Origin of the sequence: Streptosporangium sp. NPDC023615 (assembly GCF_040640155.1) — a bacterium.
Classification (GTDB): domain Bacteria; phylum Actinomycetota; class Actinomycetes; order Streptosporangiales; family Streptosporangiaceae; genus Streptosporangium.
The window spans coordinates 19555-45320 of record NZ_JBFABE010000008.1; the positions used below are offsets into that span (position 1 = coordinate 19555).

Genomic DNA, 25766 nt, shown 5'->3' on the forward strand with positions numbered 1-25766 from the left:
AGCCGCCGGAGGCTGTACGGGGGACGGGTGACGCCCGTCCCGCCGTACCCGGCGGGCGGCGCCGGCACCGGAGGGCTCGGGTCGTCCAGGGGCCCCGGGGGCGTGCGGGTGTGGCGGGTGCGGCTGGACGGGGCCGGTGCCCCCCGCGGGTGGCGCCTGCTGTCCGGCGCCGAGCGCGAGCGGGCGCTGGCCCTCGCCGACCCGGCCGAACGGCGCCGGTACGTGGTGGCGCACGCCGCCCTGCGCACCGTGCTGGCCGGGCCGTGCGGCGTGCCCCCCGGACGGCTCGGCTTCGGCCGCGACGACTCGGGCCGCCCGTGCCTGCTGTCCCCGGACGGGCGGCCGGTGCCCGACTTCAACCTCTCGCACTCCGACGCCTGGGCCCTGGTGGCGGTCGCGCCGCCGGGCGCCCGCGTGGGCGTGGACGTCGAGCGGGTCCGCGACGGCTTCGACCACCTGGAGATGGCCCGGCGCTTCTACCAGCCCGAGGAGGTCGCCCGGCTGCCGTCCGCCGGGCCCGAGGGCTTCTTCCGGCTGTGGACCGCCAAGGAGGCCTACATCAAGGCCTCCGGCGCCGGCCTGGCCGGCATGGGCGACGTCCTGGTACGCGAAGGGAGCGCGACGCACGCCACCGTGCTGTCGCGCTCCGCGCGTTTCCCCGAGTGCCGGGTCCGCTGGCTGGACGTCGCCCCCGGCTACACCGCCGCCCTGGTCACGCCACCGGGGTGACGACCGCCCCGGTCACCTCTCACGCGCCCCGGTCACCGATCCTCGGGCCACACCCCTCATGGAAGAACGGCCGCCCCGGTCACGATCACCGGGGCGGCCGTTCCTGTCACGGGGACCCCGTCACGACCGCTTCGAGGTCGGCACCACGTACCGGCTGAACACCAGCTCGCGCAGCACGTCGTCACCGCCCTCCACGATCGAGACGTAGCGCATGTCGCGCAGCAGCTTGCCGATCACGGACTCGTGCGTGTAGCCGAGCCCGCCGAACATCTCCGAGGCCGCCGAGGCGATCCGCCACCCCGTCTGGCCGCAGAACATCTTGGCCGTCAGCGCCTGCTTGAGCGTGCCGACGCGCAGGAACTCCTCGCCCGCGTCCGGCCGGGCCGCGATCGCGTCGTAGGCGCGCGCCGCGGCCAGGCACTGGCCGGCCATGACGTCGATCTCCATCTCGAACTGGCCCAGCCTGCCGGCGAACACCGCGTTGCCGGTCAGCGGGGCGCCCTTCACCGTCTTGGACGCCCCGTACTCCATGCACACGTCGCGCACGCGGCGGGCGATGCCGAGCGCGGTCGCGGCGATCAGGATGCGGCTGGCGTTCAGTCCCACCTCCAGCAGGCGCAGCCCGTTGCCGCGCAGCACGTTCCCCGCGGGGACGCGCACGCCCGACAGCGACACCTGGTAGGTCGCCGACGAGCGCAGCCCGATCACGTCCCACCGCTTGTCCACGGTGACGCCCGGCGTGTCGCGCGGCACCAGCACGGCCAGGTACCCGGAAGGGTCGTCCTGGGCGCGCGCCACCACCACGAGGAACCGGGCGAATTCGGTGTTGGTGGAGAACGCCTTGCGCCCGTCGAGGACGATCGTGTCGCCCTCGGCGCGCGCGGTCGTCGTGATCCTGGCCAGCTCGCTGCCGGCCTCGTGCTCGCTGCCCAGCGTGGCGCAGAAGCCGTTGCCGGCCACGAGGTCGCCCAGGTGGCGCTCCTTGAGCTCCTCGCTGCCGTACCACGTCACCATGCTCGTGGTCAGCACCGGGATGAACAGGGTGAACGCCACCCCGGCGTCGGCGTAGGCCAGCTCGGCGGCGATGCGCACGCTCTCCTCCAGGCCGAGACCCGGACCGCCGATCTCCTTGGGCAGCCACCAGTTGGCCAGGCCCGTGCCGGCGAACCGCTCGTAGAGGGGGAGCGGCGCGTCGGCGAGCGAGTCCAGGTAGGCGTCCTTGCCCGCCAGCTCGCGACGGGCGAACCCCTGCACGGACCGCAGGTACGCGGGCTGCTTCATCGCCGCCTCACCCCTCCTCGTCGTCGCGCGCGTCGAGCAGCTCGGCGAGCTGGCGCACCGTCGGGCACTCCAGCAGGCCGGTCACCGGCACCGACGCGTTCAGCGACCTGCGGATCCGGGTGGTGAGCTCGATGGCGAGCAGCGAGTGGCCGCCCAGCTCGAAGAAGTTGTCCAGGGCGCCGATCGGCTCGATGCCCAGCACCCGCGACCAGATCGAGGCCAGGGTGGCCTCGGTGCCCTCGCGCGGCTCCACGTAGGCGTTGTTCAGCTCGGGACGGGGGTGCCGCTCCCGGTCGTCGTCATCGTCGTCGCCGGTCTCGTGGATGTCGCCGGTGACCCACTGCGCGATCCGGGCGTCCAGCGAGCCCGTCGAGATGACGAGGTGACCGGCGCGGTCGGCGGCCGACAGCGCCCGCTCCAGCACGTCCACGCCCTCGGCCGGGGTCATCGCGAAGTCGACGACGGCGCCGCTGTGGCCCGCCACCCGGTCGGGGTCGATGTTCCAGGTGTCCCAGTCCACCGTGACCCACCGCCCGGCGCCCCGGGTGCGGGCGACACGGACGTAGGCGTCCAGGGCGGCGTTGGCGGCCGCGTACGGGCCCAGCGTCATGCCGCCGAGCACGGCGGCGATGGACGACAGAGTGACGCGCCGATCCGGGCAGTGGTCGCCGAGGACCTTCTGCAGGACGTGGAAGCCGCCGACCTTGGCGGCCAGGTGGGCGTCGCACTGCGGCCGGTCCATCAGGTGGGCGAAGTTGAAGTAGGCGCCGTCCTGCACGCCCGCGCCGTGAACCACCACGTCGATGCCGCCGAACCGGGCGACCGCCTCCGCCACGACGGCGGCCATCCGCTCCTCGTCGGCCACGTCGGCCGACAGGGCGAGCACGGTGGCGCCGCGTTCCTCCAGGTCGCGGATGTTGCGGATGTGCCGGGCGGTGCGCTCGCCGCCGGGCGGCACGTCCGCCAGGTGGGCGTCCCACTCCTGCCGGGGCGGCAGGGGGGAGCGGCCGGTCAGCACCAGGCGGCAGCCGTAGGTGTCGGCCAGGTGGCGCGCCAGGACCAGGCCGACGTCGCCGAGCCCGCCGGTGATGAGGACCGTGTCGCCGTCGCGGAACGGCCGCTCCCCCGGGCCGAGGTCGGCGATCGGGTAGGGCTCGTAGTGGCGCAGCCACGTCTCGCCCGCGCGGACCGCCATCGGGCCCTCGTGCGCGCAGACCGACGCCGCCAGCACCGCCTCCGCCAGCGCCTCCAGGCCGGGAGCGCCACCGGCGTCCGCGGTGCCGCCGGCTCCGGCACCGGAGCCGGCGGGGGCGTCGAGGTCGACGTGGCGGCAGCGCAGGCGCGGGTTCTCCTGCTGCAGGCTGGGCGCGAGCGCCGCCAGCGTGGCGTGCTCGGGGTGGCGCAGTTCGGCCCCGGCGACGTTCACCGCCAGGGAGGTGAGCAGGACCAGCTCGGCCCGGGGCGCCGAGCCGGTGTTGTCGACCAGCTCGCGGGCCAGCTCCATCGCCGAGTAGAGACCGCGGTCCTGCTCCGCGGCGAAGTGCGCCGCCGGGTCGCCGCCGGGCCCGGCCTCGGCGGAGGCGAGGCTGAAGCCGTGCACGATCGCGCGGGGGCCCACCACCAGCGAGTACATCAGCTCGGCCATGTCGCCCGCCCTGCCGGAGCGGATCGTGAAGGAGCCGTCGTCGTGCTGGGCGAACCGGTCGCCGTCGCGTACCGCGGTCACCTCGGCGCCGGCCCGCTCCAGCCGCGCGACCAGCGCCTCGCCGCGCTCGTCGGCGGTGAACACCAGCCAGGGGCCGGCCTCGCGCAGCCGTTCGTCCAGCCCGGCGACGGGCAGCGGGCGCTGCTTCCAGGACGGCAGGTGCGTCCACTGCGACCGGTCGAAGTTCTTGCCCTCTACGGCCTGCGGGCGCGCGGTGTCGGCGGGGGGATCGACCCAGAACCTGCGCCGCTGGAACGGGTAGGTCGGCAGCTCGACGCGGTGCCCGGCGCCGCCGTGCAGCTTCGCCCAGTCCAGGACGCTGCCCGCCAGCCACAGCCGCGCCAGCGTGGACAGCAGCCACGCGGCGGCGTCGGCGCCCTCCTCGGGCGCGACCGGCACCTCCTCGGCCTGCGTGTCGTCGTCGCCCACCAGCTGGACGCCGATCCCGGTCAGGCCGTCGGCCAGCGCGGCCAGCGCCTCCCTCCGGCCCACCGCCCCGGGCGCCGTCCCGGAGACCGTCGCGCCGGGGCGCAGCACCGCGTGGACGGCCGCGTGCAGCTCCGCCCACCAGGAGTCCGGCACCGCGCCGGCCCCCGCGGCGGCGGTCCCGCCGTCGTCCGCGGGCATGACGTCCGCCGGTACGGCCAGCCGCAGGCGGGGGTTGCGCCGCTGGGTCTTGCCGTCGATCCAGCGTGACGGGTCGGCCAGCGCGGCCACCGCGTCGTCGCGGTCGGCGCAGACGACCGCCCGGCGCAGCGCGAAGGCGCCCCGCGACATCTGCAGGGTGAACGCCACGTCCGCCAGGTCGGCGGAGCGCTCCTCGCCCAGGTGACGGCGGAGCCGCCCGGTCAGGTCGGTCAGGGCCTGCTCGTCGCCGGCGGAGAACACCAGCAGGTGCGGGCCGGGCCGGGCGGGCCGCGCCGGACGGGCCGGCGCCTGCTCCATCACCACGTGCGCGTTGGTGCCGCCGAGCCCGAAGGAGCTCACCCCGGCCCGCCGGGGGTGCGGGCCCGCCTTCCACGGCCGGTTCTCGGTCAGCACGGTGAACCGGTCGCGCGCCGTCGCCAGCGCCGGGTTGGGCGTCTCGTAGCCGGGCGTGCCCGGCAGCAGCTCGTGCTTGAGGACGAGCGCGGCACGCATCAGCCCGGTGACGCCGGAGGCGCGGTCGAGGTGGCCGAGACTCGGCTTGACCGACCCCAGCACGCACGGCGTCTCCGTGGCCTGGGTGAAGACCCGGCTCATGGCCGCCAGCTCGATCGAGTCGCCCAGCATGGTGCCGGTCGCGTGGCACTCGACGTAGCCGACGGTCTCGGGCTTGACCCCGGCCACGCCCAGCGCCGACTCGATCACCTCGGCCTGGCCGTCCACGCCGGGCGCGGTGTAGCCGGCGCGCAGGCGGCCGTCGTTGTTGGACGCCGACCCCAGGATGACCGCGTGGATGACGTCCCCGTCGGCGATCGCGTCGGACATGCGCTTGAGCGCCACCACCCCGGCGCCGCTGCCCATCACCGTGCCGCCCGCCTCGGCGTCGAAGCTGCGCACCCGGCCGTCGGGCGACATGATGCCGCCCTGCTCGTACAGGTAGCCCGACCCCTGGGGGAGGGGGGTGAAGGCGCCGCCGGCCACGGCCACGTCGCACTCGTAGGTGAGCAGGCTCTGGCAGGCCAGGTGGACCGAGACCAGCGAGGTCGAGCAGAACGTCTGCACCGACACCGACGGCCCGCGCAGCCCCAGCTTGTAGGAGACCAGCGAGGCCAGGGAGTCGCGCTCGTTGCCGATGGCCATCAGCATGGCGCCGCCCGGCTGGGAGGTGAGGTGCTGGATGTTCTGCACGATGTAGTCGGGGAAGCCGCAGCCGCCGAACACGGCGACCTGGCCGGGCACGTCCGTGGGGCAGTAGCCGGCGCTCTCCAGCGCCTCCCACGAGCACTCCAGGAACAGCCGGTGCTGCGGGTCCATCATCTCGGCCTCGCGCGGGTTGATGCCGAACACGCCGGCGTCGAACCGGTCGATGTCCTCCAGCGGGCCGCTGACGCGGACGTAGCGGGGGTCGGCCAGCGTGCCGGGGTTCACCCCGGCCTCGCGCAGCTCGTCCTCGGTCATCGTGCGCAGGCCCTTGACGCCCGCGAGCAGGTTGTCCCACAGCTCGGTGACGCCGCCGGCGCCCGGGAAGCGCCCGGACATGCCGATCAGCGCGACCGCGGACTCGTAGTCGGTTCCGGTCATGACGTCCTTCCGCTCCTGAGCATGTTGCGCCGCTGCGCGATCCTGGACCGCTGCTGCTCCCTGGCCTCGGCGGGCTGCCCGCCGGACTCCTGGTCGGCCGTGGCCGCCTCGGCCAGCGAGGCGATCGTCGGGGCCTGGTAGAGGATGTGCGGCGGCAGGTAGGACAACTCCAGCGCCTTCCTGACCTCGGCGATGATCTCCATGCCGAGCAGCGAGTTGCCGCCGAGTTCGAAGAAGTTGTCGTGCACGCCGACCTGTTCCAGGCCGAGCGCCTCGGTCCACACCCCGGCGATGGTCTCCTCGGTGGGCGACTGCGGCTCGACGTAGGCGGTCGACAGGTCGGGCCTGGGGTGGCGGCCGAAGGCGTCGCGGATCTTCTTCACCACCGCCTGGTGGCTCTCGATGGACGAGCGGCGGCTCATCGCCACCATCGGCGCGAAGTCCTGGGTGGAGGCCACCACGTGCGGCTCGCCGCTGGCCAGCACCCGCAGCAGCGTCTGCCAGCCCTGGTCGAAGGTGAGGCCGAAGTTCTCCCGGTACCACTCGAAGTACTGCCGGGAGCCCTCGTCGTAGTTGTCGAGCCCGTCGGTCCAGCCGTTCCACGTCCACTCGCACCAGTCGATGGAGGTGACGGTCACGCCGGGCAGCGGGTCGCTGAGCGCGAACGAGTCGAGGAAGGCGTTGGCCGCGCAGTAGTCGACCTGGCCCGCGCCGCCGCCCGTCGCCGACGTCGTGGACGAGAACAGCGCCAGGAAGTCGACCGGCCTCTCGCGCAGCACCTCGGCCAGCGCCAGCGTGCCGGCCACCTTGGGCGCCAGTACGCGGTCCATGTCGGCGACGGTCTTGAACTGCATCAGGCCCACCGCGGGCACGCCCGCGCAGTGCAGCACGCCGTGCAGCTCGCCGAAGTTCTCGATCGCGGCGTCCACGGCGCGCCGCACGTCCTCGACGCGGGAGACGTCCCCGGCGACGGTGACCACGCCGGAGCCGGCCGCCTCCAGGCGGCGCAGTCCCTCCAGCCGCCGCAGGACCTCGCCGGCGGCGTTCCCGCCGGCCAGGATCGACGCCCACTCCTCGCGGGGCGGGACCGGCGTGCGGCCCAGCAGGACCAGCCGCGCCCGGTACCGCTCGGCCAGCCTCTCGGCCATGGCCAGCCCGATGCCGCCGAGCCCGCCGGTCACCAGGTAGACGCCGCCCTCGCGGACCCGCGCCGCGGGCGGGGCCTGCTCGATGACGCCCGCGTCGAGCGTCTCGTAGTCGGGGATCCAGCGGCGGCCGCCGCGCAGCGCCACGACCTGGTCGGCGGGCTCGGCGCGCAGCTCGGCGAGCAGCGCCCCGGCCCCGATGCCGGTGCCGATGCCGGTGCCGAGGTCGATCAGCCGGGTACGCGTCCTGGGGTACTCGACGGGGATGAGCCGGGTGGGGCCGAGCAGGGTGCCGGCGGCGGCGTTCACGCGGTCGCCCGGGTGCACGCGGTGGGCGCCGCCGGTGACGATGTCGAGGGTCCAGCCGTGCAGCCCCAGGTCGCCGCAGGCGCGGGCGAACGCGACCAGCGTGTGCAGGCCGCGCCGCAGGGACTCGTCCATGGGCTCGTCGCCGGCGGCGTTCCACAGGTGCACGATCCGCTCGGGCACCCAGTCGCGGCCGGTCAGCTCGCGCAGCGCCGCGCCGGCGTCCTCGGGCGAGCCGGGCCGCACCCGCAGGCCGTCGGGGCCGCTGGAGAACTCCTCGCCCGGCCGTACCAGCACCGCCTGGCGGCCGGTGGCCTCCAGGTGCGCCAGCAGCGGCGCGGCCAGCTCGTCGGCGAGCCCTGTGTCGGTGTAGACCAGCCAGCGGTCCGCCTCCTGCGGCAGCGGCGCCCGCGGGGTGGTCTCGCGCCAGGTCGGCGCGTGGATCCAGGCGGTGTCGGGCAGCCGGGGGTAGGCCTTGGCGATGCTCTTGGGATCGCTCTCGTCGAACGCGGGCGTGCCGGCGCCGCCCAGCGCGGACGGGTCGATCTCCAGCCAGTACTTCTGGTGCTCGAACGGGTAGGAGGGCAGCGGGACACGGCCCGGCCTCCAGCCGTCGCCGTCGTCGTGCAGTGCGTCCCAGTCCACCGGCACGCCGGTCAGCCAGAGCTTGGCCACGGCCGTCGCCAGCGCGGCGCCCGCGTCCTGCTGTTCGCCGGCGGCGGGCAGCGTCGTCACGATGAGCGGCCAGCGCCCGCGCTCGCAGGCCTGGTGGCCGCGGGTCAGGGCGCCCAGCGACTGGCCGGGGCCGATCTCGGCGAGGGCCAGCTCGGGGATGCCCAGCACGTGGTCGAGGCCGGCGCCGAACTCGACGGTCTCGCACATGTGCCGCGCCCAGTACCCGGGGTCGGTGACGAGCTCGGCGGTGGCGGGCGCACCGGTCACGTTGCTCAGGTACGGCAGGACCGGCGGGTTCAGGGTGATGTTGTCGGTGATCCACGCGGTCAGCTCGCCGGCGACCGGCGCGAGCATCCGCGAGTGGAAGGCGTGCGTGGTCTCCAGCCGCCGGTGGCCGATCCTGGCCTCCAGCAGCCGGGCCGCCGCCACCTCGACCGCGGCCTCCGGCCCGGCGAGCACCACCTGGGCGCCCGCCCGGATCGCCACGTCCAGGTCGCGGGTGCCCTCCTCGCCGAGCACCGCGGTCAGGCGCCGCTCGTTGGCCGAGACGGCGAGCATCGCGCCCTCGGGCTGGGAGGTGATGAGCTTGGCCCGGTAGGCGACCAGCCGCAGCGCGTCGGGCAGCGACAGCACGCCCGCCAGGCAGGCCGCGACGTACTCGCCCAGGCTGTAACCGATCATGACCTCGGGGCGCAGGCCCCACCGCATGAGGCTGCGCGCCAGCGCGTACTCGGCGACGAAGACCGCGGGCTGCACCAGGTGGGCCTCGGTGGCCGAGAGCGGCGCCTGCCCGGCGCCGGCCCGGCCCAGCAGCCTGGCCAGGTCGCCCGCGCCGCCGGCGCCGTTCGAGGCGTTCGAGCCGTTCGAGGCGTCGGCGGCCGGCCCGGCGGGCGTGAACACGTCGGAGAGCTGCCCGGGTTCGGTGAGCCCGAGAACGGTCAGGCACTCGTCGACGTCCGCCCGGAAGCCCGGGTCCTCGGCGTAGAGCGCGGCCACCATGCCCGGGTACTGCTCGCCGACCCCGGCGAGCAGGAAGCCGACCTGGCGTCCCACGGTGGCGTCGTTGCGGCCCAGCGGCCCCGCCGGGTCGGCGAGCAGGGCCGCGGCCCTGCCGGTCGAGTCGGCGACGACGACCTTGCGGTGGTTGAACACCTTGCGCCCGGCCTGCAGCGTGTAGGCGACGTCCCCGAGGTCGGCGGCGGAGCCGGCGACGCCGAGGGAGGCGGTGGGGTCGGCGGTGCCCTCCAGGTGCTCGGCGAGCCGCGCGCAGGAGCGCTCGGCGGCCGCCGCCGAGCGGGCCGACACGGGCAGGATCTGCCAGCGGCGCGAGCGGGCCGGGCGCTCGGCGGGCAGCGGCGCCTCGGTGACGATCGCGTGCGCGTTCGTGCCGCCCATGCCCAGGGAGCTGATGCCCGCGATGCGGGGCCGGTCGCCGGTACGCGGCCACGGTGTCGGCTCGGCGGTGACACGGAACGGGCTGGCCTCGAAGTCGATCTCCGGGTTGGGGGAGCGGTAGTGCAGCGTGCCCGGGATCAGCTCGTGGCGCAGCGACTGCACCACCTTGATCAGCCCGGTCGCGCCGGAGGCCCTGTCGAGGTGGCCGACGTTCGGCTTGATCGAGCCGAGCACGCAGTACTGCCTGCGCTCGGTCGCGCCGAAGGCGCGGGTCAGCGCGGCCACCTCCATCGGGTCGCCGACCTCGGTGGCGGTGCCGTGCGCCTCGACGTAGGAGACGTCGGCCGGGTCGACGCCCGCGCGGGCGAGGGCCGCCGACACGCAGCGGCGCTGGCCGTCGATGCTGGGCGCCAGGTAGCTGAACTTCATCGCGCCGTCGTTGTTGATCGCCGAGGCGCGGATCACGGCGAACACGGTGTCGCGGTCGGCGACCGCGTCCGGCAGGCGCTTGAGCGTCACCACGGCGGCACCGTCGCCGAACATGCTGCCACGGCCCTCGGCGTCGAAGGTGCGCACGTGCCCGTCGGGCGACTCCTGGCCGCCCTCCTCCCACAGGTAGCCGATCCGGTCCGGGATGCGCACCGACACGCCGCCGGCCAGGGCCATGTCGCACTCGCCCCGGCGCAGGCTCTCGCTCGCCAGGTGCACCGCGACCAGCGACGTGGAGCAGAACGTCTGCACCGACAGGCTGGGCCCGTTCAGGTCGAGGCGGAAGGAGACGTTCGTGGCCAGCGAGTCCTTGTCGTTGCCGATCATCAGGGCGGAGGTGTCGACGCCCATCTGGAACGCCATGAGCCGGGTCAGCAGGTAGCCGCTGATGTTCATCCCGGCGAACACGCCCACGCTGCCCCGGCCCTGGGGGGCCGCGTAGCCGGCGATCTCCAGGGCCTCCCACATGCACTCCAGGAAGATGCGCTGCTGCGGGTCGGCGAGCGTGGCCTCGCGCGGGTTGTAGCCGAAGAACCCGGCGTCGAACCCCCGGATGTCCTCCAGGATCGGCCGCGACCTGACGTAGTTCGGCTGCTGGAACGTGGCCGGGTCGACGCCCGCGGCGATCAGTTCGTCGTCGGAGAAGCGCGTGAACGACTCGACGCCGGTGCTGATGTTGCGCCAGAACGTCCCGATGTCGGTCGCGCCGGGGAACCGACCGGCCATCCCGATGATCGCGATGTCGGTGTCGCCCGGTGGATGTCCGTGATCCATCAACCTGCCTCAATTCACTGGAGTTGGCTTGCGGTGCTCACCGCGGCGCGCACGAGGCGCTCGGGACGTCAGCGTCGGTGCTCACGTCAGGGGCTCACGCCGGTGTTCACGTCGGTGCTCATGTCGGTGTTCACGTCGGTGCTCACGTCAGGGGCTCACGTCGGGGGCTCACATCAGCCCGCCGCGGCCCCAGCCGCGCGCGAGCCTGCGGGCGGCGAACGTGCCCGCCAGGAGGCCGATCACCAGCAGCACGGCCGCCGGGCGCAGCGTGCCCGCCACGTTCCCGGAGACCGCCGACTGCATCAGGTTCAGGGCCCAGTAACCGGGCGACGCGGGCGCGACCGCCTGCGCCCACGCGGGCATGAGGCTCAGCGGCACCAGCGCCCCGCCCAGCGAGCTGAGCGTGAGCGCGCCCACGTCGGTGATGACGCTGAGCTCGCCGTGGCTGCGCACGAGCGTGGCCAGGGCCGCCCCGATCGCCAGCAGCGCGAACGCCCAGATCAGGATCGACGCGAACACGAGGAAGGGGTTGGGCGGGACGGGCAGCCCGATCGCCAGGCAGCCGTACACGAGCAGGATCGACTGCTGGGTGACCATCACCCCGAACAACGGCAGGGTCTTGCCGACGAGCAGCTCGGCCGCGGGGGCGCGGCTCACCCGCAGCCGGTCCCAGGTGCGCCAGGTGCGCTCGGACAGGATCGCGTTGCCCGCCAGGGAGATCGCGAAGACGGAGAACATGACCATCAGGCCGGTGGCCACCTGGGTGGCGCCGGCGTCCAGCGCCCTGACGTACAGGGGCCGCAGCACCAGCATGAGCACCATCGGCATGGCCACGTAACTGATCATCTGGCCGGGGTCGCGCAGCCGGAGGATCAGGTTGTGCCGGGCCAGGGCGGCGATCCGGTGCGCGGAGCCGAGCAGGTCCAGACCGGGCCGCGGGGCGTCAAGGAGCATCGTGGACCGCCAGGGATCGGTAGAGGTCGTCCAGGGACGGGTTGCGCACGTCCACCGAGCTGATCGGGCGCTTGGTGGTGTGCAGGAGGTCGATGAGCGTCGCCGCCGGGTCCGGGGTGGAGATCTTGATCTCCTCCTCGCCCTCCAGCGTCACCCGCACCTCGCCCGGCAGGTCCCTGGCCAGCTCCTCGTAGGAGCCGCGGGCGATGACCCGGCCGCCGCGCGCCACCGCGATCGTGGCCTGCAACTCGGTGAGCTCGGGCAGGTAGTGGGTGGTGTAGACGACGGCGGCGCCCTCGCCGGCGCGCTGCTTGACGACGTCGAGCATCGCCTGCCGGGTCTCCAGGTCCGCGCCCGCGGTGGGTTCGTCGAGGAGCAGCAGGCCCGGCCGGTGCACGAGCGCGGTCGCGGCCTGGGCGCGGCGCTGCTGGCCGCCCGAGAGCTTGCCGGCCCGCCTCTCCATGAGCTCGGTGAGCCGCAGCACGACCGACAGGTCCTCGATCTCCGAGCGCAGCGCCGCCCCGCGGAGCCCCGAGAGCCTGCCGTACAGCTCCAGATGCTCGCGCACGGTCGCCGACGGGTACAGGGCGATGTGCTGGGGAGCCACACCGATCCGGCCGCGCACGGCGGCGGGCGGCCTGCCGTCGATGGTCACCCTGCCGCCGTCCGGGCGGATCAGGTTCGACACGATCTCGACGAAGGTCGTCTTGCCCGCGCCGTTGTGCCCCAGGAGGCCGACGATCTCTCCGGCCGCCACGCTCAGAGTGAATCCGTCGAGGGCCTGGATGTCGCCATAACGCTTGACGAGATCGGTTGCTACCAGCAACGTGTCACCTCCCCATAATTAATGGAATAAACAGGTGAGCGGGGAATGAATCCATGTTCGACTCACGGTAGCGACAAATATCGCCTCTTCCGCTGGCAGGTAGTTACCGCCGGAAACGGTCACCGCATTGACGTATCGACGGATCGGCTTTACCGCCTAACCTGACTGGCATGCAGGTTGGATCGTTGATCGTCTCCGGCTACGACTGTGAGATCTTCGAGGCGGGACCCGGCCGGGTCGTCCGCCGCTCGCGTGACGGCCGCAGCCTCGAACGCGAGGCCGCGGTGATGCGGCACGTCCGGCGGCACGGCTTCCCCGCCCCGGAGATCTTCGACGCCGACGGGCCCGACATCCTCATGGAGCACGTGGACGGGCCGAGCCTCATCCAGGAGGCGGTCCGCGCCCCCCGGCGGGCGGCCGAGTACGGCGCGCTCCTGGCCGGCCTGCTGCGGACGCTGTCCGCCGTGCGGTCGCCCGGCTGGCTGCAGGCCGCCTTCGGCCGCCCCGGGAACCGGCTGCTCCACCTGGACCTGCACCCGGGCAACGTGCTCCTCACCGACGACGGCCCGCGCGTCATCGACTGGGCCAACGCCGCCAGGGGCACGCCCGCCGTGGACGTCGCGTGCACCTGGCTCATCCTGGCCACCGCCACCATCGCGGACCCGCCGCTGGCCGCCGAGCGGGCCGACCTGCTCGGCGCCTTCCTCGACGGCGTCGACCCGGTGACGGCCCGCCCCCACCTGAGGGCGGCGGCGGAGCGCCGGCGCGCGGAACGCGACCTCCCGGCCGAGGAACTGGCCGAGATCGACCGTTTCCTGGCCCGCGAGGCCGGAGAGACATCCCTGTAGCCCCCACAGGAGGTAGAGATGGCCGAGCACGGCGACGTACGGGCGTCGGACGACGACCGCGAGGCCGCCACCCGGCGGCTGCGGCTGGCCGTCGAGGAGGGCTGTCTCGACATGCCGGAGTTCGACGACCGGGTGGGCCGGGCCCTGTCCGCCACCACCCGCGGCGAGCTGGCCGTGCTGCTCGCCGACCTGCCCGCCGAACGACGGCAGGGCCCGCCACCGGTCCGCCGGGACGTGTCCCGGTGGCTGAGGATCCTGTGGGTCGTCTGGGGGGCGATCCTGGCGCTCAACGTCGTGGCCTGGGGCGTGGCCAGCGTGGTGGAGGCGTGCCCGCTGGAGTTCTGGCCCAAGGACATGCTCGGTCCCGCCGCCGTGCTGGCCGTGGTCACGGCGGTCCACGTGGCCCGCACCCGCTCCCTCCCGCCGGAGGGCCGGTCATGACCCTTCCCTCGAGCGGGCCCGCGGCCCTCGCGGGGGACGGGCGGCGGGCGGGGATGGACCTCCTGCGCGTGGCGGTGGTGGTCGGGCTGGTGCTCTTCCACTCGGCTCTGGTGTTCGACGCCCGCGACGACTTCTACGTCAAGAACGCCGAGACCACCGGCCTCACGATGGTCATCAGCGTGCTGGGCGTGCTGTGGGCGATGCCGCTGCTCTTCTACCTCGCCGGCCTGGCCGCGCGCCACTCGCTGGGCCGGCGCGGCCCGGCCGGCTACGCCGCGGAGCGCCTGCGCAGGATCGCCGTGCCGCTGGTGTTCGCCACGGTGGCCATCGTCCCGGTGCCGCAGTGGCTGCGCCTGCGCGCCGATCCCGCCTACCGGGAGTCGTACCCGGAGTTCCTGCCCCGGTTCTTCCACGTGGAGCTCGACCTCGCCGAGTTCCCGTTCGTGCTGCAGGGCGAGCACTTCGAGACGGGCCACCTGTGGTTCCTCGTCCTGCTGCTGACGTTCTCGCTGCTGCTGTCGCTCGCGGTCCGGTGGCCGCCGTCACCGGGGCTGGGCGAGCGGATCGCCGGGCTCGCCCGCGTGCGCGGCGCGATGCTGCTGCCCGCCCTGCCGCTCGTCCTGATCAGCATGGTCCTCGGGCTGGAGGAGGAGTACGCCGGGTGGAGCCGGTGGGCGTACCTGGTCTTCTTCTGCTGCGGGTTCGCGTTCGCCGCCGACGAGCGCTTCCGCCGGGCGGTGCGCCGCGACCTGCGCGTGGTCGCCGCGTGCGGGCTGGCGCTGTTCGCGGCCGGGGTGCCGGTGCTCCTGTCGGCGGGGGACGACGCCTTCACCTCCTCGGCGCCGCTGGCCGTCCTCGGCCGGGCACTGTACGGCGCCGCGGGGTGGTGCTGGATGCTGACGATCGTCGGCCTCCTCGACCGCGTCCCCGCGCGTTCCGGCACGGGTCCCTCCGGTACTCGTCCCGATGCCGCCTCCGAGGCCCGTCCCCCCGGGGACCCGCCCGATGTCCGGTACGCGGATCCGGCCGCTCGTCCCGACGCCCACCCCGGCGTCAGCCCGGACGCCCACCCCGGCGTCCGTCCGGCCGTCGGCTCCCGGAGGGGGGACGGCGGTCTGCGCGGGTACCTGGCCGAGGCCGTGCTGCCCCTGTACGTGCTGCACCAGCCCATCGTGGTCGCGGTCGCCTACCAGGTGGTGCGCTGGCAGGCGCCGATCGCGGTCAAGTACGTCGTCATCGTGGCGTGCTCGCTCGTCCTGATGGTCCTGGCCTACGACCTGCTGGTGCGGCGGACCCGCCTCACCCGCTTCCTGTTCGGGATGCGGCCCCGGAAGCCCGGCGCGCCGAATCGCGCGCCGGCCGCGGGAACGTCCCGTTCGCGGGGTGCGGAATGATTCACCACCGTCATCGGCGGGTCGCGTTCGCCCCGGTGAAATCCGATGGCCGCGAATGACTGCCGACGGTCGCCGATGAGGATTAACGCCGACCAATGGTTAATGCCACGAATGGTCGAACGGGATGTTCTCTCTCCGCCGTTCCGCCGTTCTTTCGCGGGCCGTCCGTGCCGGGAGAGGTGACGGGACGTGAGGACATGAGCCCGGGGACACGGGGTAGCTTCGGCCCGTGCCGCCTCACGAGACCTCCGATCCCTCTCACGTGCCCCCCGGCTCCCCTCGCAGGAGCCCCGGCCCGCCCGGCGCGGGCCCGCCCGGCGAGAACCCTCCCCGCGAGCACCCTCCCCGGGAGAGCCCGCCCCACGCGACCTCATCCCGCGAGGACCCGCTCCACCGCGGCCCGCTCCCCCGGGACCCGTCCCGGGGGAGCACGGGCTCGCGGGTCCGGCGTCCCAGTCCTGCCGACCTGGAGGCCGCCTCCGACAGGACGATCGAGGACGTGCTCGGCCCCCACCTGGACGTGCTCTTCTGCGGCATCAACCCCGGCCTGTACTCCGCCGCCACCGGCCTGCACTTCGCCCGTCCGGGCAACCGCTTCTGGCCCGCGCTGCACCGCTCCGGCTTCACGCCCCGGCTGCTCTCCCCGGCCGAGCAGGACCTGCTTCCCTCGTACGGGCTGGGCATCACCAACGTGGTGCGGCGCGCCACGGCGCAGGCGGCGGAGCTGTCCGCCGAGGAGTTCCGCGAGGGCGGGAGGAGGCTGGCGGCGCTGGTCGCCGAGGTCGGGCCGAAGGTGCTGGCGGTGGCGGGGGTGACCGCCTACCGGCAGGCGTTCGGCGCGCCCAAGGCGGTGATCGGGCCGCAGCGGTCCCGGATCGGGGGCGCCGCGGTCTGGGTCCTGCCCAACCCGAGCGGCCTGAACGCGCACTGGACGCTGGACGGCATCGCGGGGGAGATGCGGCGCATCCGCGACTTCCTCTCCGGCGGCCCGTGGCCCGGCCATTGCCCCGGTGCCGAACCGGATGCACTCTGGTGACGGATGATCAAGACGTGAGCGGCCGGAGGGGACGAGGATGCCACAGGTGACGGTCAGTACGGTGATCGGCGCGTCCGCCGACGAGGTGTGGGCGCTGCTGAGGGACTTCGAGCGCATGGACGCCTGGTTCGAGGGGATGCCCCCGTCCGTCATCGAGGACGGCCTGGCCTCGACCCAGGTCGGCTGCGTGCGCAGGATCGAGGTCGACGGCCAGGTGATGGCCCGCGAGCGGCTCGTCGCCCTGGACGACGCCGCCCGCAGGCAGGTGTACGCGGTCGTGGAGTCCGTCTTCGGCCTGAACGGCTACACCGGGACGATCACCGTCACCCCCGTCACCGACGGCGACCGGGCCCTCGTCGAGTGGACGGGCGTCTTCGAGGCCGACGCCGCCGACGCGGAGGCGACCGCCGCGATGCTCCGCGACTCCATCTACCTGCCCGGTCTGGAGTCGCTCAGAAAGCACCTGGAGGACTGAGGCGGGCGCGTCCTCCAGGGTGCTCCCGGTGCTCCCTGTGTGCCCGGTGCTCCCGCCTCCGGTGGACGAGGCTCACCACGGTCGCCACCAGCGCGATCGCCAGGAGGACCTTCAGCACCCCGAACCCGGTGAACGCCACCCCGGCCACCAGCAGCACGATCAGCGGCGGCGGGATCGGGGGCCCGCCCCGCCCCTTCCGGCCCCGGTACCCGGCGTCCCCGCGGTGACGCCTCCAGGCGTCGGGGTGGTGGCCGCCCCAGGGGTGCGCGTGCGCCCCGGGCCACCGGCCCTCCGGCCGCTCGAAGCCGTGCCCGCCCGGGCCCCGGCCGTGTCCCCGCGGTCCGGCGGCGTGCGCCCACGGCCCCGCGTACTCCCACGGAGCCCCGGCCCCGCCGGCGCGCCCGGCGTCCTCCGCGCTCCCGCCTCCGGAGGTGTGCGGGCCGGGCAGATCGGCGCCCACCAGGGCCAGCTCGCCGCTCGTCCGCGCGGACAGGGCCACTTCGAGCCGCTCGTCGAGCTCCTCGCGGGTCAGGCGGCCCTCGGCGTAGTGCTCGCGCAGGAACTCCATCGCCGCGTCACGCTCGGCGTCTCCGATGCGAAGTCCTTCTCGGGGCGTCATGGCAGGGTCACTCCTCGCCGTTGTCGCCGTCGGCCAGGATCTGGTAGAGCTTGCGGCGCGTCTCGACCAGCGCCTGCTTGGCCTCCCGGATCTGGGCGTCGCTGCCGGTCTGCAGGATCTGGAGCATGGCGAACCCCGACTGGCGGGTGATGTCCATCAGCTCCCAGGTGCTGTCGTCGACGTCGGGGGTCATCTCCTCCCACGGGGCGCGCACCTCCTCGGGGTGCTCGGCCACGTAGGCGCGCCCGGCGTCGGTGAGGCTGAAGGTCTTGCGGCCCTCGTTCTCCTCGGCCCGGACCAGGCCCTCGTCGGTGAGCTGCTGAAGCGCCGGGTAGACCGCACCCGGACTGGGCTTCCAGCCGCCCTCGCTGCGCCGCTCGATCTCCTGGATGATCTGGTAGCCGTTGCAGGAGGCCTCGGTCAGCAGGGCGAGGATCGCCGCGCGGACGTCGCCGCGCTTCGCCTTGCGCCCGCGGCCGAACGGCGGCCCGCCCCCGCCGAAGGGACCCCTGCGCCCCCAGCCGCCCCGGGGGAGGTCCCACGGGAACGCGCCGCCGGGGAAGGGGCCGCGGTGGCCGCGCCGGCGGTGCTCGCGCGGCCCGCCCTCGGCGTGCTCGTGCGGGTGGTGGTGTGCGTGGTGGTGCGAGTCGCGGCGCGACCCGCTCTCCTGCCAGCCCGCGGCCGCCTGCCGCCAGGCCTCCTTGGCCGCGCGCTTCATCTCGCGCCTGATCTCGTCGGGGCCGAAGCCCGCCCACGGGCCGCCCGATGCCGCTGATGTCATCTCTACCTCCATGTGACGATCGTCTTTCGATCGTTCTCGATGCTTCAAAGATATATCGAGAACATTCTGAGAGCAACCCTATGTCATGAAACGAGGTGATGAGCGAACGCGAACGGGGACGGGCCGGGCGGGTCAGGACAAGGCGATCTCCCCGGCCCGGTCCACGAAACGCCCGGAGCCCGCGCCGGGCCTCTCGGTCGCCAGGCCGACGGTCGCGTCCGTGCCCTCGGTGACGGTCTGGGGGCCGCTGTCGCCGTTGAGGTCCGTCGCGGTGTACCCGGGATCGACGGCGTTGACGCGGACGTCCGGCAGCGCCCTGGCGTACTGGGTGGTCAGCATCGTGAGCGCGGCCTTCGAGGCGGTGTAGAGCGGCGCGATCACCGAGGACTCGACCCGCGACGGGTCGTGGGTGAAGGCGAGCGAGCCCATCCCGCTGCTGACGTTGACGATGACCGGATCGGCCGACCGGCGCAGCAGCGGCAGGAAGGCGGTGGTCGTCCGGACCACGCCGACGAGGTTGACGTCGAGGACCCCGAGGGCGTCGGCGCCGGTCAGGGTCGCGGGATCGGCGGCGGGACCGGTGATGCCGGCGTTGTTGATCAGAACGTCGACCGAGCCCTCGTGGTCGGCGACGTCCGCGGCCGCGGCGGCGACGGAGGCGTCGTCGGTCACGTCGATACGGACGAACCGCGCGCCGAGCTCGGCGGCGGCCCGCGCGCCCCGCTCGGGGTCGCGGGCTCCGACGAGCACGGTGTGGCCGAGCCCGACGAGACGGCGGGCGGTCTCGCGGCCGAGACCCTTGTTGGCTCCGGTGATGAAGGTGACTGTCATGTACTCAGTGTCGCTCCACCTGCGAAAACACGACAAAGCAGGCTCGGTTGGGGAGGGGGCCTGGCCGTCGGCCTCGTGTTCGACGATCGCCGGAAAACGATCGACGACGGGTCCTCGCATGCGTAGGATGCAACCACCAAAGTGAGATAGGTGGTGTTGCATGCGGCGGAACGAGATCGTGCTCGTGGGGTTCACGGTGGCCACCAACCTGGCCGACGGAGTGGCGAAGATCACGCTTCCCCTGCTGGCGGTCGGCCTGACCGCCTCGCCGGGCCTGGTCGCGGGGGTCGGCTTCACCCTGACGCTGCCCTGGCTGCTGGCCTCGCTCCACGTCGGCGTGCTCGTCGACCGGGGAGACCGCAGAAAACTGGCGGCCTGGGCCAATCTGGTCAGGCTCGCCGCCGCGCTGGCCCTGCTGGCGGCCTTCGGCGCGGACGCGCTGTCGCTGCCCCTGATCTACCTCGCGGGCCTGACCATCGGGATCGCCGAGGTGGTGGCCAACTCCTCGGTCGGCGCCATGATCCCCGCCGCCGTGTCACGGGACCGGCTGGGGCGTGTCAACGCGTGGATCGCCGGGAGCGAGACCGTCGCCAACGAGTTCGCCGGCCCGGCCGTCGGGGGTCTGCTCGTCGGGGTGGGAACGGCCCTGGCGCTGGGCTCGTCGGCCGTGGCCTTCGCCCTGGGGGCGGCGCTGCTGGCCCTGCTGGCCGGCCGCTTCCGGGCGGCGGGGCCCCGGGTCGTCCCGGACGCCGGCGGTGACGCCGCCCTGCGGCCCCGGGGCGGGTCGCGCGGCACGGACACCCGCGGCGGGGACGCCGGGGACGCCGGGGACGCCGGGGACGTCATGGACGCCGGTGCCGCGGGCGCCGGGCACCGGGACGGCGGGGCGCCCGCGCGCGAGCCGGGACGGGTCCGGGCGGAGATGGTCGAGGGACTGGCCTTCCTCTGGAACCACCGCCTGCTCCGCACCCTGACGCTGACCATCGCCGTGCTGTCGGCCTGCTGGAGCGCCTGGCTCGCGCTGCTGCCCTCCTACGCGGCACAGGTGCTCCATCTCGACGCGTCCGGGTACGGCCTGCTGATCAGTTCGATCGGCCTGGGCGGCCTGCTCGGCGCGGTGGCGGTCGGTCTGGTCAACCGCCTGCTGGGAGTCCGCCGGGCACTCTTCACCGACATCGTCTTCACCGTCGTCATGATGATCGTCCCGGCGGTGTTCCCGGCCGCGTGGGCGGTGGGCGCGGCCGCGTTCCTCGGCGGCCTGGGCGGGACGCTCTGGACGGTGAACAGCCGCACCCTGGGCCAGATGGTCGTCCCGGACCGGCTGCTGGGCCGCTACGGCGCCGCGAGCCGCCTGCTGAGCTGGGGGACCCTGCCGGTGGGGGCCGCGCTGGCCGGGGTGATCGCCGAGATCACCAGTCTGACCTGGGCTTTCGGGGTCTTCGCCGCCCTTGCCGTGCTGCCGCTCGTCCCGTTCCTGAGGGTCGTCACCGACGGTGAGATCGAGAGTGCCCAGCGTATAAGTGAGGCAGATCACGGAATTCTTGCCGGATTTCGGAACAAGCACTGAGACCGGCACGTTACAAAGGACGTAGACGGGATCCGTTCCGTGCCGGAAGGGCTGGGGGGTGCTTTCGGTGCGGAACGGTCCCGTCTGTTATTTGTCCAGGTGAGGGCCATGGCCGCCCACGTTTCGCCTGTCTCGTCCGGATCTGTTTGATCTGTCTGGGTCTGCATGGTCTCCGCCTGCCGGTGATGTCCGCCCGGCCCCCGGATCCGGCCTCGTGACCCCCGGTCCCCGCGATCCGCTCCCGCCCCGGACTACCGGCGACGCCCCTCCGCGTACCCGGCCCGGTTTCCGGCACCAATAGCGCGTTCCATCCGTTCTCCGTTCATAGGAAGATGCCAGGGGCAGGCACATCTCGTGAAGGGACGGGGAGATCGAAGCGGACGATCGTCGCCCTCGGGCGGCAGGGGAATCGGACGGAAACGATCGGCACCCGCGTGTCAGGGCCATCCCGCCCGTGCGACACGCCGGGGACACGGCACGCCATGGTCCTCCACCCGGGGCGCATCCTGACGTACGGTCGCTCGGGATGATCTCCATGGTGGTGTCCGGGCGATGATGGGGCACACGCACGCCCTGACGGGGGCGATCGTCTGGCTGGGCGTGGCACCCGCGCTGGCCGCGTTCCCGCTGCTGACCGAGACCTCCCGGTTCATCGAGACCGGGGTCATGGTCAACGCGCTCGATCCGGCCGAGCTGGTCGCCGGGACCATCATCTGCGCCGGTGCCGCGATGCTGCCCGACCTCGACCACCCGAGCGCGACGATCGCGCAGACGTTCGGGCCGGTCACCTGGGCGCTGAGCAAGGCGGTGTCCTGGCTGGCCGGGGGGCACCGCAACATCACCCACTCGCTGGCGTTCGCGGTCGCCGCGGGCTTCGGCGCGCACCACCTGGCCAACACCTACCCGCTCGGCCGCGACATCATGGTGATCCTGCTCATCGGCCTGTCGCTGCGGGCCGTGGGGATCGCCATCCCGGGCAAGAAGTTCGCCTCGGCGATGCTCAACATCGGCATGACGGGCGGGCTGTTCGTCGTGTTCCGCAGCGACAACGTGGGATACGCCTGGCTGGGGCTGGCGGTGGCGATCGGGTGCCTGACCCATGTCGCGGGCGACTGCTGCACGGAGCGGGGCTGCCCGGTGCTGTGGCCGATCCGCAGGAAATGGCTGCTGCCCTGGAAGATCGGGATCAAGACGGGCCGCGCCTTCGAGCAGAAGTTCCTCGGTCCGGCGCTCTCGGTCGTCGTTCTCGGGCTGCTGTACCTCCGGCTCGCCCCGCTCTGACCGTACCGGGTAGTAACTTGATGTCGAGATATCCGAGGGATATCTTGATATCGAGACAACCGCTGCAACCGGTCGGTGACCAGGAAGTTAGGCCTACCTAACAGTCATGGGCACTCAGGCGGTGCGGCAGGATTCAATTGCGCCTTATGTGCCGGCGCGCCAGACATCAGGGTGATGAGGAGGCGAACCGTGTCCGCGAACAGCTTCGGCAGCCGTGACACGCTCCGCGTCGGTGACGCGGGATACGAGATCTACCGGCTGGACGCCGTGGAGGGGTCGGGCCGTCTCCCGTACAGTCTGAAGATCCTCCTGGAGAATCTGCTCCGGACGGAGGACGGCGCGAACATCACCGCCGACCACATCCGGGCGATCGCCGGATGGGATCCGTCCGCCACGCCGAACGTGGAGATCCAGTTCACGCCGGCCCGCGTGATCATGCAGGACTTCACCGGCGTCCCGTGCGTCGTCGACCTGGCGACCATGCGCGAGGCCGTCCGCGACCTCGGCGGCGACCCCGCGAGGATCAACCCGCTCGCACCGGCCGAGATGGTCATCGACCACTCGGTCATCGTCGACTTCTTCGGAGGGGCCGACTCCTTCCGCCGCAACGTCGAGCGGGAGTACGAGCGCAACCGCGAGCGCTACCAGTTCCTGCGCTGGGGCCAGACGGCCTTCGACGAGTTCAAGGTCGTCCCCCCGGGCACCGGCATCGTGCACCAGGTCAACATCGAGCACCTGGCCCGCGTGGTGATGACGCGCGACGTCGAGCGGGACGGCGAGACCGTCCTGACCGCCTACCCCGACACCTGCGTGGGCACCGACTCGCACACCACCATGGAGAACGGCATCGGCGTCCTGGGCTGGGGCGTCGGCGGCATCGAGGCCGAGGCCGCGATGCTCGGCCAGCCGATCTCCATGCTGATCCCGCGCGTGGTCGGCTTCAAGCTGACCGGCAAGCTCCCGGCCGGCGCCACCGCGACCGACCTGGTGCTCACGATCACCGAGATGCTGCGCCAGCACGGCGTCGTCGGCAAGTTCGTGGAGTTCTACGGCGAGGGCGTCTCCAGCGTGCCGCTGGCCAACCGGGCCACGATCGGCAACATGAGCCCCGAGTTCGGCTCGACCTGCGCGATCTTCCCGATCGACGGCCAGACCATCGACTACCTCACGCTGACCGGCCGCCCCGCCCAGCAGGTCGCCCTGGTCGAGGCCTACGCCAAGGCCCAGGGCATGTGGCTGGACCCCTCCGCCGAGGAGCCGGTCTTCTCCGAGTACATCGAGCTGGACCTGTCCACGGTCGTCCCCTCGATCGCCGGCCCCAAGCGTCCCCAGGACCGCATCGCGCTCGCCGAGGCCAAGCGCGCCTGGCGCGCCGCCGTCAAGGACTACGTCTCCAGCGTGCAGGGCCCGCTGGACGAGGCCTCCGGCGAGTCCTTCCCCGCCTCCGACCCGCCGGCCGTCTCCCGGCAGAGCAACGGCGACAGGCCCAACGAGGCCGACCTCGACGGCGACCGCCCGCACAGGGTCGTGCCGGTCACGCTGGCCGACGGCACCACCTTCGAGATCGACCACGGCGTGGTGACCATCGCCGCGATCACGAGCTGCACCAACACCTCCAACCCGTACGTCATGATGGGCGCCGCGCTGCTGGCCAGGAACGCGGTCGAGAAGGGCCTGACCCGCAAGCCGTGGGTCAAGACCTCCCTGGCCCCGGGCTCGCAGGTGGTCACCGGCTACTTCGACCGCTCGGGCCTGCAGCCGTACCTGGACAAGATCGGTTTCAACCTGGTCGGCTACGGCTGCACCACCTGCATCGGCAACTCCGGCCCGCTGCAGGAGGAGATCTCCGCCGCCATCCAGGAGAACGACCTCGCGGTCACCGCGGTGCTGTCGGGCAACCGCAACTTCGAGGGCCGCATCAACCCCGACGTCAAGATGAACTACCTGGCCTCGCCGCCGCTGGTCGTCGCCTACGCCCTCGCGGGCACCATGGACATCGACCTGAACAACGAGCCGCTGGGCACCGGCTCGGACGGCGAGCCGGTGTTCCTGGCCGACATCTGGCCGGCGCCCGAGGAGATCGCGCAGGTCGTGGCCTCCTCGATCGACCAGCAGATGTTCCTGAACGACTACGCCGACGTGTTCAAGGGCGACGAGACCTGGCGCTCGCTGCCGATCCCGACCGGCAACACCTTCGAGTGGGACCCGGCCTCGACCTACGTCCGCAAGGCCCCCTACTTCGACGGCATGCCGCCGGAGCCGGAGCCGGTGACCGACATCTCCGGGGCACGGGTGCTCGCCAAGCTGGGCGACTCGGTCACCACCGACCACATCTCCCCGGCGGGCGCCATCAAGGTCGGCACCCCGGCCGCCGACTACCTGAAGGAGAACGGCGTCGAGGTCAAGGACTTCAACTCCTACGGCTCGCGCCGGGGCAACCACGAGGTCATGATCCGCGGCACCTTCGCCAACATCCGGCTGAGGAACCTGCTGCTCGACGGCGTGGAGGGCGGCTACACCCGCGACTTCACCGTCGAGGGCGGGCCGCAGTCCTTCATCTACGACGCCTCGGCCAACTACCAGGCCGCCGGGATCCCGCTCGTCGTCCTGGCGGGCAAGGAGTACGGTTCGGGCTCCTCGCGCGACTGGGCCGCCAAGGGCACCGCGCTCCTCGGCGTCCGGGCCGTCATCGCCGAGTCCTACGAGCGCATCCACCGCTCCAACCTGATCGGCATGGGCGTGCTGCCGCTGCAGTTCCCCGAGGGGGAGACCGCGGCGTCGCTGGGCCTGACCGGTGAGGAGACCTTCGACATCACCGGCGTCGAGGCCCTCAACACCGGCGGCGTCCCGTCCACCGTGACGGTCAGGGCCGGCGACAAGGAGTTCCAGGCCGTCGTGCGCATCGACACCCCCGGCGAGGCCGACTACTACCGGCACGGGGGCATCATGCAGTACGTGCTGCGCTCGCTGCTCGCCAGGCGCTGAGCCCGGTGGCGCGTCCTCCTGGCGCCGGGCCCGGGTAGCGCGTTCTCCTGACGAAGCCGCCCGGCGGGACACCGTCCCGCCGGGCGGCTTCGTGTCGTCGTGCCCCGGCGTCCTGGGCGGCGCCCGTGCCGTCCGGGCCCGGACGGCACGGGCGCCGTCACCCCCTGGGGCCGTAGAGGTTGCCGAGGATGTGCCCGGCGACGAGGACGACGATCCACACCATGGCGCGCCTGCTCGGGGGAGGGCCGCCGCGCAGCAGGGAGACGCCCAGGGGGATCAGCGCGACGCACAGGCCGCCCACGGCGACGAAGGACTGCGGTTCGGTGCCCTTGAGCGTCCCCAGCGCGAGCGCCGACATCAGGCCGAGCGCGATGGAGCGGCCCGGTCCCAGGGCGCCGGAACGGTAGGCGCCGACGGCCAGCACGACCCAGCCGAGGAAGGCCGGCCCGGACAGCGCCCTGAACGGGTGCCAGCGCGTGTCCCGCCACGCCACGTAGTAGTCGTCGACGGCGCCGAGCATCGTCTGCAGCCCGAGGCTGTCGGTCATGTGGAAGGCCAGGTGGTCGGTGCCGAACTGGAAGGTCCGGGTGAACAGGCCCAGGATCACCAGGCAGCCGCCCCAGATCCCCCACAGCGGGCTGGTGGCGGCGATCCGCTGCGCCAGCGTCACGATCGCCGGGAACAGCAGGATGAACCCGCAGGCGAAACAGACGTAGGCGGCGGTGACGAGTTCGGGGTGACGGGCGTAGGCGGCGAGCTGGTGAGGGACGAAGTAGTGGAACGGGGAGCGCAGGACGGTCCCGGTCATGATCAGGAGAGGGCCGCCGATCAGCCCGGCGGCGCTCACCCACCGTCCCGGGAACGGCGGCTGCCGCTCCAGGGCGGCCGCGGCGTTGGCGGCCCGCCGGTCGGCGCCGGCCCGCCGCCATCGGATGATCCGCCCGCGAATCCCAGTACCCATCTCTTCCCGCCCGTCTCGTCGGTTCCGGCGCGCTCCGGCTCG

Annotated in this window: 18 protein-coding genes; 9 read left to right on the forward strand and 9 right to left on the reverse strand. The window is 73.1% G+C overall.

The window, feature by feature from the left end; translation table 11 throughout:
* The first annotated feature begins 27 nt into the window (after nucleotides 1-27).
* Nucleotides 28-729 (forward strand): 4'-phosphopantetheinyl transferase superfamily protein, encoded by a 702-nt coding sequence (locus AB0G16_RS08810; RefSeq protein WP_362800897.1) that lies wholly within the window; start codon nucleotides 28-30, stop codon nucleotides 727-729.
* Nucleotides 730-849: 120 nt separating this feature from the next.
* Here the strand turns inward: AB0G16_RS08810 and AB0G16_RS08815 are convergent, their stop codons facing one another.
* The 5 genes from AB0G16_RS08815 to AB0G16_RS08835 all read right to left on the reverse strand — a co-directional run bounded on the left by AB0G16_RS08815 (nucleotide 850) and on the right by AB0G16_RS08835 (nucleotide 12505).
* Complete coding sequence (locus AB0G16_RS08815; RefSeq protein WP_362800899.1) at nucleotides 850-2010, reverse strand: acyl-CoA dehydrogenase family protein; 1161 nt, start codon at nucleotides 2008-2010, stop codon at nucleotides 850-852.
* 7 nt (nucleotides 2011-2017) lie between these two features.
* Complete coding sequence (locus AB0G16_RS08820) at nucleotides 2018-5941, reverse strand: SDR family NAD(P)-dependent oxidoreductase (RefSeq protein ID WP_362800902.1); 3924 nt, start codon at nucleotides 5939-5941, stop codon at nucleotides 2018-2020.
* The gene (locus AB0G16_RS08825; protein WP_362800905.1) at nucleotides 5938-10725 is read right to left on the reverse strand and encodes an SDR family NAD(P)-dependent oxidoreductase; all 4788 of its coding nucleotides are present in this window, start codon (nucleotides 10723-10725) and stop codon (nucleotides 5938-5940) included. The genes AB0G16_RS08820 and AB0G16_RS08825 overlap by 4 nt, the downstream gene beginning before the upstream one ends.
* 168 nt (nucleotides 10726-10893) lie before the next feature.
* The gene (locus tag AB0G16_RS08830) at nucleotides 10894-11679 is read right to left on the reverse strand and encodes an ABC transporter permease (RefSeq protein ID WP_362800908.1); all 786 of its coding nucleotides are present in this window, start codon (nucleotides 11677-11679) and stop codon (nucleotides 10894-10896) included.
* On the reverse strand, nucleotides 11669-12505 hold the full coding sequence (locus AB0G16_RS08835) for an ABC transporter ATP-binding protein (protein ID WP_362800911.1): 837 nt from the start codon (nucleotides 12503-12505) through the stop codon (nucleotides 11669-11671). The genes AB0G16_RS08830 and AB0G16_RS08835 overlap by 11 nt, the downstream gene beginning before the upstream one ends.
* A gap of 170 nt (nucleotides 12506-12675) precedes the next feature.
* On the opposite strand from AB0G16_RS08835, the gene AB0G16_RS08840 reads away from it, so the two are divergent.
* From AB0G16_RS08840 to AB0G16_RS08860, 5 genes are all read left to right on the forward strand, one after another.
* Nucleotides 12676-13353: a phosphotransferase gene (locus AB0G16_RS08840; protein ID WP_362800914.1), complete on the forward strand. Its 678-nt coding sequence runs from the start codon at nucleotides 12676-12678 to the stop codon at nucleotides 13351-13353.
* 18 nt (nucleotides 13354-13371) lie between these two features.
* Complete coding sequence (locus AB0G16_RS08845) at nucleotides 13372-13794, forward strand: DUF1707 domain-containing protein (protein WP_362800917.1); 423 nt, start codon at nucleotides 13372-13374, stop codon at nucleotides 13792-13794.
* Entirely contained in the window at nucleotides 13791-15188 is a 1398-nt protein-coding gene (locus AB0G16_RS08850) for an acyltransferase (protein ID WP_362800920.1), read from the forward strand. The genes AB0G16_RS08845 and AB0G16_RS08850 overlap by 4 nt, the downstream gene beginning before the upstream one ends.
* A gap of 466 nt (nucleotides 15189-15654) precedes the next feature.
* A complete protein-coding gene (gene mug, locus AB0G16_RS08855; protein WP_362801301.1) occupies nucleotides 15655-16224 on the forward strand; it encodes a G/U mismatch-specific DNA glycosylase in 570 nt (189 codons plus the stop codon).
* A gap of 46 nt (nucleotides 16225-16270) precedes the next feature.
* Entirely contained in the window at nucleotides 16271-16699 is a 429-nt protein-coding gene (locus AB0G16_RS08860; protein WP_362800923.1) for an SRPBCC family protein, read from the forward strand.
* Here the strand turns inward: AB0G16_RS08860 and AB0G16_RS08865 are convergent.
* From AB0G16_RS08865 to AB0G16_RS08875, 3 genes are all read right to left on the reverse strand, one after another.
* Nucleotides 16677-17318 (reverse strand): DUF1707 domain-containing protein, encoded by a 642-nt coding sequence (locus AB0G16_RS08865; RefSeq protein WP_362800926.1) that lies wholly within the window; start codon nucleotides 17316-17318, stop codon nucleotides 16677-16679. The two genes, AB0G16_RS08860 and AB0G16_RS08865, sit on opposite strands and share 23 nt — an antisense overlap.
* A 7-nt stretch (nucleotides 17319-17325) precedes the next feature.
* Nucleotides 17326-18099: a PadR family transcriptional regulator gene (locus AB0G16_RS08870; protein ID WP_362800929.1), complete on the reverse strand. Its 774-nt coding sequence runs from the start codon at nucleotides 18097-18099 to the stop codon at nucleotides 17326-17328.
* 132 nt (nucleotides 18100-18231) lie between these two features.
* Nucleotides 18232-18930, reverse strand: a complete 699-nt coding sequence (locus AB0G16_RS08875; RefSeq protein ID WP_362800932.1) for an SDR family NAD(P)-dependent oxidoreductase — start codon at nucleotides 18928-18930, stop codon at nucleotides 18232-18234.
* 160 nt (nucleotides 18931-19090) lie between these two features.
* Here AB0G16_RS08875 and AB0G16_RS08880 point away from each other — a divergent pair, with 160 nt between their 5' ends.
* From AB0G16_RS08880 to acnA, 3 genes are all read left to right on the forward strand, one after another.
* A complete protein-coding gene (locus tag AB0G16_RS08880) occupies nucleotides 19091-20497 on the forward strand; it encodes an MFS transporter (RefSeq protein WP_362800934.1) in 1407 nt (468 codons plus the stop codon).
* 552 nt (nucleotides 20498-21049) lie between these two features.
* Nucleotides 21050-21778: a metal-dependent hydrolase gene (locus tag AB0G16_RS08885; RefSeq protein ID WP_362800937.1), complete on the forward strand. Its 729-nt coding sequence runs from the start codon at nucleotides 21050-21052 to the stop codon at nucleotides 21776-21778.
* A 189-nt stretch (nucleotides 21779-21967) separates the two neighbouring features.
* Nucleotides 21968-24763, forward strand: a complete 2796-nt coding sequence (gene acnA, locus AB0G16_RS08890) for an aconitate hydratase AcnA (protein WP_362800941.1) — start codon at nucleotides 21968-21970, stop codon at nucleotides 24761-24763.
* Nucleotides 24764-24920: 157 nt separating this feature from the next.
* Here acnA and AB0G16_RS08895 read toward each other — a convergent pair whose 3' ends face one another.
* On the reverse strand, nucleotides 24921-25724 hold the full coding sequence (locus AB0G16_RS08895) for a hypothetical protein (RefSeq protein ID WP_362800944.1): 804 nt from the start codon (nucleotides 25722-25724) through the stop codon (nucleotides 24921-24923).
* Nucleotides 25725-25766 lie beyond the last annotated feature (42 nt).

Coding starts and splice junctions, on each gene's coding strand:
- AB0G16_RS08815 (WP_362800899.1), bottom strand. CDS start 2,010: ATGAAGCAGCCCGCGTACCTGCGGTCCGTGCAGGGGTTCGCCCGTCGC.
- AB0G16_RS08820 (WP_362800902.1), bottom strand. CDS start 5,941: ATGACCGGAACCGACTACGAGTCCGCGGTCGCGCTGATCGGCATGTCC.
- AB0G16_RS08825 (WP_362800905.1), bottom strand. CDS start 10,725: ATGGATCACGGACATCCACCGGGCGACACCGACATCGCGATCATCGGG.
- AB0G16_RS08830 (WP_362800908.1), bottom strand. CDS start 11,679: ATGCTCCTTGACGCCCCGCGGCCCGGTCTGGACCTGCTCGGCTCCGCG.
- AB0G16_RS08840 (WP_362800914.1), top strand. CDS start 12,676: ATGCAGGTTGGATCGTTGATCGTCTCCGGCTACGACTGTGAGATCTTC.
- AB0G16_RS08845 (WP_362800917.1), top strand. CDS start 13,372: ATGGCCGAGCACGGCGACGTACGGGCGTCGGACGACGACCGCGAGGCC.
- AB0G16_RS08850 (WP_362800920.1), top strand. CDS start 13,791: ATGACCCTTCCCTCGAGCGGGCCCGCGGCCCTCGCGGGGGACGGGCGG.
- AB0G16_RS08865 (WP_362800926.1), bottom strand. CDS start 17,318: ATGACGCCCCGAGAAGGACTTCGCATCGGAGACGCCGAGCGTGACGCG.
- AB0G16_RS08870 (WP_362800929.1), bottom strand. CDS start 18,099: ATGACATCAGCGGCATCGGGCGGCCCGTGGGCGGGCTTCGGCCCCGAC.
- AB0G16_RS08875 (WP_362800932.1), bottom strand. CDS start 18,930: ATGACAGTCACCTTCATCACCGGAGCCAACAAGGGTCTCGGCCGCGAG.
- AB0G16_RS08880 (WP_362800934.1), top strand. CDS start 19,091: ATGCGGCGGAACGAGATCGTGCTCGTGGGGTTCACGGTGGCCACCAAC.
- AB0G16_RS08885 (WP_362800937.1), top strand. CDS start 21,050: ATGATGGGGCACACGCACGCCCTGACGGGGGCGATCGTCTGGCTGGGC.
- AB0G16_RS08895 (WP_362800944.1), bottom strand. CDS start 25,724: ATGGGTACTGGGATTCGCGGGCGGATCATCCGATGGCGGCGGGCCGGC.